General features: G+C 67.3%; 2 protein-coding genes and 1 pseudogene. All 3 read right to left on the bottom strand.

What is annotated here, in order from left to right; all coding sequences use genetic code 11:
- A partial coding sequence (locus DD1DGNOD_RS07145; RefSeq protein ID WP_131769707.1) for an alpha/beta fold hydrolase occupies positions 1 to 913 on the bottom strand: 913 nt, incomplete at its 3' end.
- A gap of 2 nt (positions 914 to 915) precedes the next feature.
- Positions 916 to 1,248 carry an acyl carrier protein gene (locus tag DD1DGNOD_RS07140; RefSeq protein ID WP_430827768.1) on the bottom strand — a complete coding sequence of 111 codons (333 nt, stop codon included), beginning with the start codon at positions 1,246 to 1,248 and terminating at the stop codon, positions 916 to 918.
- Between the two features lie 89 nt (positions 1,249 to 1,337).
- A pseudogene (locus DD1DGNOD_RS27845) lies at positions 1,338 to 1,527 on the bottom strand (hypothetical protein); the annotation flags it as partial.

The raw sequence follows: 1,527 nt of genomic DNA, 5'->3' as shown, positions 1-1,527 counted from the left end.
GGATGCTGTCCGGACGGTTGGGATTGCTGTCCGGACGGTTGAGGTCCGGCGGCGGAACCATCCGGGTCACCCAGTCGGGGGTGTCGAACTGCTGCCCCGCGGTGCGGGAGTAGGGCGGTACCGGGGTATCGGGCTGGAACAGCCACCATCTGGTGAGGATGCGCAGGTAGTCGGTGGCCTCTCGCAGCACCGCGTGGGTGTGGTGCTCCAGGATGATCAATGTGCAGTCCGGGACGAGCCTGGCAAGCCCTTCGGCGTGGTCGGCGATGTCGGAGTTCGCCCCGTAGACCGCCAGTACGGGGATGCCGAGGCGGGCCAGCCGCTCGGGGGAGAAGGGCTCGGTGGCGAGCATGTCCTGGGCGATCGAGGTCTCCCGCAGCAGTGACTGGGCGCTACGAGTGATCCGGCTGACGGCCCGCCCAGCGGACAGCGCCAGCCACCGCTCGACCTCGGCATCGCTGAGCCCGGCGGAGACCTGTGCCAGCGACCGGGCCATCTGCGCGCCGAGGCCCTCGACGAGGAAAGGCGGTTCGATCATCGTGAGGCTTGCCACGCATCCGGTGTGTTCCAGGGCGTAGGACAAGGCCATGGTCGCCCCGTAGCTGTTGCCCACCAGGTGGACGGGACGGTCGACGCCGAGCGCGTCGAGCATCGCCGAAAGATCCGCCATGGAGTTCGCCATCGCGTAGCCGTCGGGCGTCCGTTCGCTGCGGCCGTGGCCCCGTAGGTCGTAGCAGATCACGTCGGCGCCGGCGTGGGCGAGGCTGTTCCCGAGCGAGAAGTAGAAGCTGGACATGTTGTCCATGACCATGCCGTGCACCATGACGACAACCGGCGACTCGGGTTTCGGGCCGCCTTTGGGTGACAGCCGCTGAACGTGCAGGCGGACGCCGTTGGCGAGAATGTCGGCCACCGCTACGACCGGGGCGGTGTCAGGCAGTCGGCGATGAAGGAGACGACCTCACCGACCCGCATGTTGATCACTTCGTCAACGCTCTTGTCGGCGAGGAAACCGACGAAGTCGACCGTGTCGCCGTAACGGTGCCGCATCCGGTCGGCAAGGGTGACGAACTCGATGCTCTCCAGCTCCAGGTCGGTGTTGAACGACGTCGACGGGTCGATCTCAAGGTCGATTACGTACTCCTCGCCGATGACGTCGTGCAGCAGCGCCACAACCTCGCGCAGGATCCGCTCCTCGACCGCGGCCCGCTCGACGTCCCATGTCGCTACCTGGTCTATCCCGCCTATCTCACCGGATGCCACCCCGCCGGCTACGACAGCGTCGGATGCCCCCGGATGGCTGGTCGTCGGGTACCCGGTTGCCAGGTACTCGGCCGTCATGCCCACGCTCCTTCATTCTCACGCGCCGCCCGTTCGACCTCGGGTGAGGTCCACGCCACAACGTAACGATCAACGGCGTTGCCGTCGACGGCGTAACGATCAACAGGTGTGCTGCCGGCCGTGCGGCCGTCGACCGGGTGACTGTCGGCCGGGTGACTGTCGGCCGGGTGACTGTCGGCCGGGTGA

Origin of the sequence: Candidatus Protofrankia californiensis (assembly GCF_900634765.1) — a bacterium.
GTDB classification, from domain to species: Bacteria; Actinomycetota; Actinomycetes; order Frankiales; family Frankiaceae; genus Protofrankia; species Protofrankia californiensis.
This window is presented reverse-complemented; position numbering and strand designations above follow the sequence as displayed.